General features: G+C 67.5%; 6 protein-coding genes and 1 riboswitch. Of the genes, 2 read left to right on the plus strand and 4 right to left on the minus strand.

The genetic code is table 11. The annotated features are described in order from the left end of the window. Positions 1-85 precede the first annotated feature (85 nt). From glpK to QN350_RS18360, 3 genes are all read right to left on the minus strand, one after another. A complete protein-coding gene (glpK, locus tag QN350_RS18350; protein ID WP_322139000.1) occupies positions 86-1600 on the minus strand; it encodes a glycerol kinase GlpK in 1515 nt (504 codons plus the stop codon). Between the two features lie 99 nt (positions 1601-1699). Beyond that, positions 1700-2464, minus strand: coding sequence for an MIP/aquaporin family protein (locus tag QN350_RS18355; RefSeq protein WP_322138999.1), 765 nt, complete (start codon positions 2462-2464; stop codon positions 1700-1702). A 152-nt stretch (positions 2465-2616) separates the two neighbouring features. Continuing rightward, complete coding sequence (locus QN350_RS18360; protein ID WP_322140379.1) at positions 2617-4335, minus strand: glycerol-3-phosphate dehydrogenase/oxidase; 1719 nt, start codon at positions 4333-4335, stop codon at positions 2617-2619. 153 nt (positions 4336-4488) lie between these two features. Between QN350_RS18360 and QN350_RS18365 the strand changes: the two genes are divergently transcribed. Continuing rightward, on the plus strand, positions 4489-5457 hold the full coding sequence (locus QN350_RS18365; RefSeq protein ID WP_322138998.1) for a sugar-binding transcriptional regulator: 969 nt from the start codon (positions 4489-4491) through the stop codon (positions 5455-5457). Positions 5458-5596: 139 nt separating this feature from the next. Here QN350_RS18365 and QN350_RS18370 read toward each other — a convergent pair whose 3' ends face one another. Further along, positions 5597-6487 (minus strand): hypothetical protein, encoded by an 891-nt coding sequence (locus QN350_RS18370; protein WP_322138997.1) that lies wholly within the window; start codon positions 6485-6487, stop codon positions 5597-5599. Positions 6488-6829: 342 nt separating this feature from the next. Then, positions 6830-6960: riboswitch (FMN riboswitch) on the plus strand. A 93-nt stretch (positions 6961-7053) separates the two neighbouring features. Between QN350_RS18370 and ribD the strand changes: the two genes are divergently transcribed. Beyond that, positions 7054-7727, plus strand: a 674-nt coding sequence (ribD, locus tag QN350_RS18375; protein WP_323517078.1) for a bifunctional diaminohydroxyphosphoribosylaminopyrimidine deaminase/5-amino-6-(5-phosphoribosylamino)uracil reductase RibD, incomplete at its 3' end; no start/stop codon positions are given.

Here is a 7727-nt window from a genome sequence, read left to right on the forward strand (position 1 = left end):
GGCCGATTCGGACAACTGTTGCCGGCCCGCGGGCCGCACTTGTCCGAATCGGCCACAGTTGCCGGTATCGCTCTAGCGAGGTGGGCTAGAGGACGTCCTCGTCCACCCAGTCGAGCGACTTGGTGACGGCCTTCTTCCAGTTGCGGAGCAGACGGTCACGCTCGGCGACGTCGAGCTGGGGCTCCCAGCGTGCGTCCTCCTGCCAGTTGGCGCGGAGTTCGTCGAGGTCGTTCCAGAAGCCGACCGCGAGGCCGGCCGCGTACGCGGCGCCCAGGGCGGTTGTCTCGGCAACCACCGGGCGAACCACGGATACGCCGAGGATGTCGGCCTGGAACTGCATCAGCAGGTCGTTGGCCGAAGCGCCGCCGTCGACCTTCAGCTCGGTGAGCGGGACGCCGGAGTCGGCGTTGACCGCGTCGAGCACCTCGCGGGTCTGGTACGCGATCGCCTCGAGTGCTGCCCGGGCGATGTGGCCCTTGTTCACGAACCGGGTCAGTCCAACGAGTGCACCACGGGCATCGGCACGCCAGTATGGCGCGAACAGGCCGGAGAACGCCGGCACGAAGTAGGCTCCGCCGTTGTCCTTCACAGACAGGGCGAGCGCCTCGATCTCGGAGGCCGAACCGACTATGCCGAGGTTGTCGCGCAGCCACTGGACGAGGGCTCCGGTGACGGCGATCGATCCCTCGAGCGCGTAGTGCGTCTCGCCGTCGCCGAGCTTGTAGCCCACGGTCGTGAGCAGCCCGTTCTTTGAGTGCACGATCTCGGTGCCGGTGTTGAAGATCAGGAAGTTACCGGTGCCGTAGGTGTTCTTCGCCTCACCCTGGTCGAACGCGGCCTGACCGAACGTCGCGGCCTGCTGGTCGCCGAGGATGCCCGAGATCGGGGTCTCTCGCAGCAGGCTGTGGCCGCTCGCGATGCCGTAGACCTCGGAGGAGGAACGGATTTCGGGGAGCATCGACCGCGGCACGTCGAACGCGGCGAGGATGTCGTCGTCCCACTGCAGGGTCTCGAGGTCCATGAACATCGTGCGGCTCGCGTTGGTGACGTCGGTCGCGTGCACGCCGCCCTCGAGGCCGCCGGTGAGGTTCCAGAGCACCCAGGAGTCCGTCGTGCCGAACATCAGCTCGCCGGCATCCGCCTTGGCTCTGGCGCCCTCGACGTTCTCGAGGATCCAGACGATCTTCGTGCCCGAGAAGTACGTGGCGAGCGGCAGTCCGACCTGCTTCTTGAAGCGCTCGACGCCGCCGTCGGCAGCGAGGCGGTCGACGATGGGCTGGGTACGGGTGTCCTGCCAGACGATCGCGTTGTAGACGGGGAGCCCGGTGGTGCGGTCCCAGACCACGGCGGTCTCGCGCTGGTTGGTGATGCCGACGGCAGCGAGGTCGTGCCGGGTGATGTCGGCCTTGGACAGCGCCTGGCCGATGACCTCACGGGTGTTGTTCCAGATCTCCATCGGGTCGTGCTCGACCCAGCCCGCGCGGGGGAAGATCTGTTCGTGCTCGAGCTGGCCGGTCGAGACGATCGACCCCGCCTTGTCGAAGATGATCGCCCGGGTACTGGTCGTGCCCTGGTCGATCGCGATGACGTAGTCAGCCATTGATAACTCCTTTGTTATTCGTGTGTGTCAGGTTAAGCGGGGGAGGTGAGAGCTGCGTGGGAACAACCGGTCGAAGCCGGTGTCCTGGCGGATACCGCGTCAGGCCAGGATCGGCAGGAGCGCGGTCGAAACGAGGCCGGCCAGGACGCCGCCGATGATGGGGCCGACGACCGGCACCCAGGAGTACGACCAGTCCGAGGAACCCTTGCCCTTGATCGGCAGGATGAAGTGCGCGATGCGCGGCCCCAGGTCACGGGCCGGGTTGATCGCGTACCCGGTCGGCCCACCGAGCGAAGTGCCGATCACGATCACGAGCAGGGCCACCGGAAGCGGGCCGAGCGCGGCCAGTCCGCCGTTGACGCCCTGGCGACCGCCGCCGAAGGCGATGATCACGAACACCAGCACGAAAGTGCCGATGATCTCCGTGACAAGGTTCCAGCCGTAGGAGCGGATGGCCGGACCGGTCGAGAAGACGCCGAGCTTGTTGGCCGGGTTCGGTTCCTGGTCGAAGTGCTGCTTGTACGCGAGCCAGCAGAACACGGCCCCGATGATGGCGCCGAGGAGCTGCGCGCCGATGTAGGTGAGCACCGACACGACGTTGACCGGAACGCCCGAGCCGAATTCCGTCGCACCCGATGCGACCAGGCCGAGGGTGACGGCGGGGTTGAGGTGAGCACCGGAGTTGTATGCAACGATGACGCCGGAGAAGACCGCGAGGCCCCACCCGATCGTCACCATCAGGAAGCCGCCGCCGAACCCCTTGTTCTTGGCGAGGGCCACGTTCGCGACCACGCCGCAGCCGAGGAGGACGAGCAGGGCCGTGCCCACCAGCTCCGAGAGGAAAACGATACCGAGATTGTCCACATTGACACCCTTGTTCAGTGAAGCCGAGTTGTTGACGCTGGAGATGAGACAGTTTTTGGGCCGGTTGTGACCGCAAAACGAATCTCGAGAAACCTATCGGCTCAGCGCGGCCAATGGTGCATTCAAACCTGCACGTTTGTGCAGATCGTCGCCTACGCGCGTGAAGCGGATGCCGCGTCGACGCTTGCGAGGTCCACGCCGTGCAGGTCGCGCAGCAGGCCGACGGTGCGCTCGACCTCGAGGGCGCGGAGGGCGGAATCCCAGCCGAGCACGGGCGCGAGGACGCCGGCGAGTTCTTCGAGCAGCGTCAGGCTGAGCTCGCCGCGGAAGGCCATGCTCGTGCGCCGGAGGACCAGGTCGGTCAGGTGCACCACAGATTCCGTGGCCGCGAGGAACTCGATCTCCCGGCGGGAGTAATCGGGGTGATGCTTGAGCGCGGCGTCCGATTCGGCGGTGAGGAAGTCGATGACCTCACTGGCCCGGGTGCCATAGCGGGTCAGGAGTTGCTCGGCCCGCGGCGCACCGACCTCGTCGCCGTTCGCGGCGATCCAGACCCGGTGGGCGGCATCCGTCGACGGGAAGTTGCGACCGCCGCCGATGGCGAGGCCGACCGTCGAGACCGTGCGCGGCAGACCGAGCAGGGTCAGGATGTTGCCGCTCAGGTGCTCGGCAAGGGCGCGGAACGTGGTCCACTTGCCGCCGACCAGGCTGAGCAGGGTGCCCGGCCGGGCGCCGAGCGGACGGGACTCGATGCGGTAGTCGCGGGAGACGAACCCCGGCGCCTCGTCGTCGTGCCGGGGCAGCGGGCGTACCCCGGCGAACCGGAAGACGATCTGGGAACGGTCGACGGCCACATCCGGGAAAACGTGCTTGACGAGATCGAAGAAGTAGTCGACCTCGGCCTCGGTGCAGCGCGCGGGCTGGGTCATGTCGTGTTCGAGGTCGGTGGTGCCGACGAGCACCCGGCCCGCGAGCGGGTAGATCAGCACGATGCGGCCGTCCTTGTGCTCGAAGAAGATCTCGCGGCCGCCCGTTGCGGCGAGCAACTCGGGGTTGTCGAGCACGACGTGCGACCCCTTGGTGCCGCCCATGTAGGTGCTGGCCTGGCCGAGGGCCGTGTTCGTGAGGTCGGTCCATGGTCCCGAGGTGTTGACGACGACGTCCGCCGCAAAGCTGAATTCGGCGCCGGTGACCGTGTTCCGGAGGCGCACGCCCGCGGCATCCATGCCGATGGCCTCGATGTAGTTGGCGCTGCGTGCGTGCGCACCGGCGGCCAGGCCATCGGCGAGCACGTCGAGGGCGAGACGCTCGGGGTCGTGCATCGAGGCGTCGTAGTAGGTGGCCGTGTATTTGAGGCCCGGGTTGAGGCGCGGCAGCAGTCTGAGCGACGCCTTCCTGCCGAGGAACTCGTGCCGGGGCACCGTGCCGCCGTCGCGTGAGAAGGAGTCGTAGAGCATCATGCCGATCTTGATCAGCAGGGCACCACGTTCCTGGGCCGCACCCTGGCGGTGGGTGAGGAAGCGCATCGGCGCGGACATCACCCCGGAGAAGGTGGAGTAGATCGGAATGGTCGTCTTGAGAGGCTTGACGTAATGCGGGGCGATCTTCAGCAGGCTGTTGCGCTCCTCGACCGACTCCTTCACCAGGCGGAATTCCCCGTTCTCGAGGTAGCGCACACCGCCGTGGATCATGTGGGAGGAGGCCGACGAGGCGCCGGAGACATAGTCGCCCTTGTCGACGATTGCGACGTCGACGCCCTGCATCGCCAGGTCACGGAAGGTCGCGATGCCGTTGATTCCGGCTCCGATGATGAGCACCTGGGCCCGAGGGAGTTCCTGCAGGGCGGCCTGGGCGGCGGCTCCGCTGGACAGCGGACGGGAGGACGAGGACTGATCGGGAGTTGACGGCACTGATTCGCTCACTTCTTTGCGGCTGGGAAACTATGCGGGGTGGGTGATTTCTTCTACCCTGCTAAGTTCTACACAAACGGTCAATAGCTGTGAACATATGTGCAAGGAGTCAGCATGCCCCACCCGAATGATCTGCCCCTGTCCGACCGCACCTCGGACGCCCTCACCGCGGCGCAGCTGTACTACGTGCAGGACCTCACCATGGAGGCCATCGCGCAGGAGCTGCACACCTCGCGTTCGTCGGTATCCCGCCTGCTCAGCCAGGCCAGGGCCAGCGGACTGGTCGACATCCAGATCAGGTCGCCGCTCGACGCTCCGAGCCGGGTGGAGAAGCTGATTCTGGAGCGGTTCCAGGTCACCGCGCACGTTCTCCCGGTGCCTGACCATGCCAGCGACGTCGACAGGCTGGAGCGCGTGGCCCTGTCCGTTGCACGGATTCTCGGCGAATTCTTCGACTCCAACATGATCATGGGCATCGCCTGGGGTTCCACGATGAATGCCGTCAGCCGCCACCTGACCCCCAAACGCACGCACAACGCCCAGATCGTGCAGTTGAACGGCGCCGGAAACACCCGGAGCACGGGACTCGACTACGCGAACGAGATCCTGCGGCGATTCAGCAACGCGTTCGACGCCAGGCTGGAGCAGTTCCCGGTTCCCACCTTCTTCGACGACCCCGCCACCCGCACGGCCTACTGGCGGGAGCGCGGCCTGCGCCGGCTGCTGGAGATGCAGGGCAACATGGACGTCGCCCTCTTCAGCGTGGGCTCGCCCTTCTCCATGGTCCCGAGCCACGTGTATGTCGGCGGCTACCTCGACGACGACGAGTTCACGGCGCTCAGCGACGCCGGGGTCGTCGGCGACGTTGCGACCGTCTTCTACCGCGCGGACGGCTCGACCGACGGCATTCCGCTCAATGATCGCGGGACCGGACCGGGACTGTCGGTGCTGCGCCGCACCCCGCGGCGCATCTGCGTCGTTGCCGGCTCCTCCAAGGTGGACAGCCTCCGCGGCGCACTTGCCGCCGGCCTCATCACCGACCTGTTCATCGACGAGGGCACCGCCCGCGCCCTCGTCGGGTAGGAACCCACCGCCCTCCGCCACCGCACCCGCACCCGCACCCGCACCCGGGTCATCCTTCTCGGCCGGGATACCCTGGCGTCCGGTCACCCGCCGCTGCACGCATCCGATGCCGACGGACCGACTGCGGCGGGAACCAGCGTCAGGCGATGACGGTGCGATAGTGGCGGTTGGCGGCCAGGAGACCGGCGATCGCGGAAACAACGCGCGCCGGATTGTGAATAATGTCCCGATAGAGGGCCCGGTACGTCATGTATCCGAGGGCGGCGAGGTCACAATCCCGGGTTCGATGGCGCACGTGCGCGGACCAGCCGTCGTGGAATTTCCTGCTGTCCGCCTCGACGACCAGGCAGCCTTCCACGACCATGTCCACGCGGCCGACGCCGACGATGGACACCTGGGATTCGAACGCGTAGCCTGCCTCCCTCACGATGTAGCGCAGCACGGTCTCCTGGCCCGAGTCGCTCCGGGCATCGACGAACGGGCGCAGGGCCCCGAACCGGGCAGGCAGGGCCGCGAAGATGGTCGCGACATCCTCGTCGCCGATCAGGCGCTGGTGCAGGGCACTGTCCAGGGCGGCCATGGCGAATTTCGGCTCCTGGCAGCGAAAGACCTGAACGAGTGCATCCGCCAGACCCACCCGGTACTCGGTCCCGGCCTCGGAATCGAGCAGCCGCCCCCAGTGAAGTTCAACGCCGTCCCGGTTCCGATCGGTGAGGAGCTCGAACCGGTTGTGCGGTGCTCGCAGCCTGGAGCCCGTCGGGTGCACGTGGATGTGCGCGAAGGAATCGTCGAGAGCGAAGACGCCCGCGTGTGCCGCAGCGGAGACACACGCGAGGCGCCCGCCCAGACGCACCGCCTCGAGCAGGTGCACGTCCGTCTCCGGGAGCGCGTAGTGCCCGCGCCGCGCTCGGATGAGGAACCCGTTGTCGACGGCCGCCTGGAGAGAGCGCCACGTCGCACCCGCGGCGAGGAGGGCGGCCGTCTCGGCGATCTGAACGTTGCTTTCTTGGAAATACTCGGCCCACGTCATGCGGAAAGTGTGATCGCGCCACGTGCGCTGCGAGTGGCGCGGACGAGATCTGGGGATAACTTCAGGGCCGGTGCGCACGGTTCGTCTGCCTTTGCCCGGCCGACCGTGGCTAACTCAGGAAAAACACGCCCATGCGGAAACGGGGCTGCACTGGTCCGGGGCGGTGACACGGTTCCGCAACGGTTTTCCTGAGTTAGCCACGGAAGGTTCGGGTGAAGCTGCGGGCAGGCTTCAGGGACGCTGCAGGCAGGCCACGGCACGTAAGAAAACGTCCAAATCCTGCACAGGGCCGGGCGGGAATTATCCGGGAGCGGGGGCGTTGGGCTATAACTAGAAGCAAGAAACGTGCTCCGGGGTCGGTGTAAGTCCGAACCGGCGGTGAAAGTCCGCGACCCGTTCCGCCCCCGGGCGAAACGGTTGAGCTGGTGAAATTCCAGCACCGACGGTTAAAGTCCGGATGAGAGGCGCACGATTCGGTTGGACCTTCGGGGCCCGCCGAAGGTTTGTGGCGTACGCGTATCCACAATCCGCCCCCGGAGTTCGTTGCAGAAACGGATGAGGCGGGAATGATCCAGGACACCGAGCGTGAGCACCTCATGCGGCGCGCCCTCTCCCTCGCCGCCAACGGCCCGGCCACCGGCCCGAACCCGCGCGTCGGCTGCCTCATCGTCGATGCGGACGGCACCGTCCTGGCCGAAGGCTGGCACCGGGGCGCCGGAACCGCGCACGCCGAAGTCGACGCCCTCGCACACCTTCCGGCCGGCGCCGCCCGAGGTGCGACAGCGATCGTCACCCTCGAACCCTGCAACCACACCGGGCGCACCGGTCCCTGCTCCGTCGCCCTCATCGAGGCGGGCGTGAACCGGGTCGTCTACGCCGTGTCCGATCCGGGCCACGCGTCGTCCGGCGGCGCCGAGCGCCTGCGCGCCGCCGGCGTCGAGGTCGTCGGCGGGGTGCTCGCCGTCGAGGCCGAAGCGTTCCTCGCCGACTGGCTCGTCGCCGCGCGCCTCGGCCGTCCCTTCGTCACCCTCAAGTGGGCCTCGAGCCTCGACGGCCGCGCCGCGGCGGCAGACGGCTCGAGCCGCTGGATCACCGGCATCGATGCCCGACTCGACGTGCACCGCCGCCGGGCGGGCTCCGACGCGATCCTCGTCGGCACCGGCACCGTCCTCGCCGACGACCCCGCCCTCACCGCCCGCGCCGACGACGGGAATGGGCTGGGCCGAGAGCAGGGTGCCGT

Origin of the sequence: Cryobacterium sp. 10I5 (genome assembly GCF_035019865.1) — a bacterium.
Taxonomy (GTDB): domain Bacteria; phylum Actinomycetota; class Actinomycetes; order Actinomycetales; family Microbacteriaceae; genus Cryobacterium; species Cryobacterium breve_A.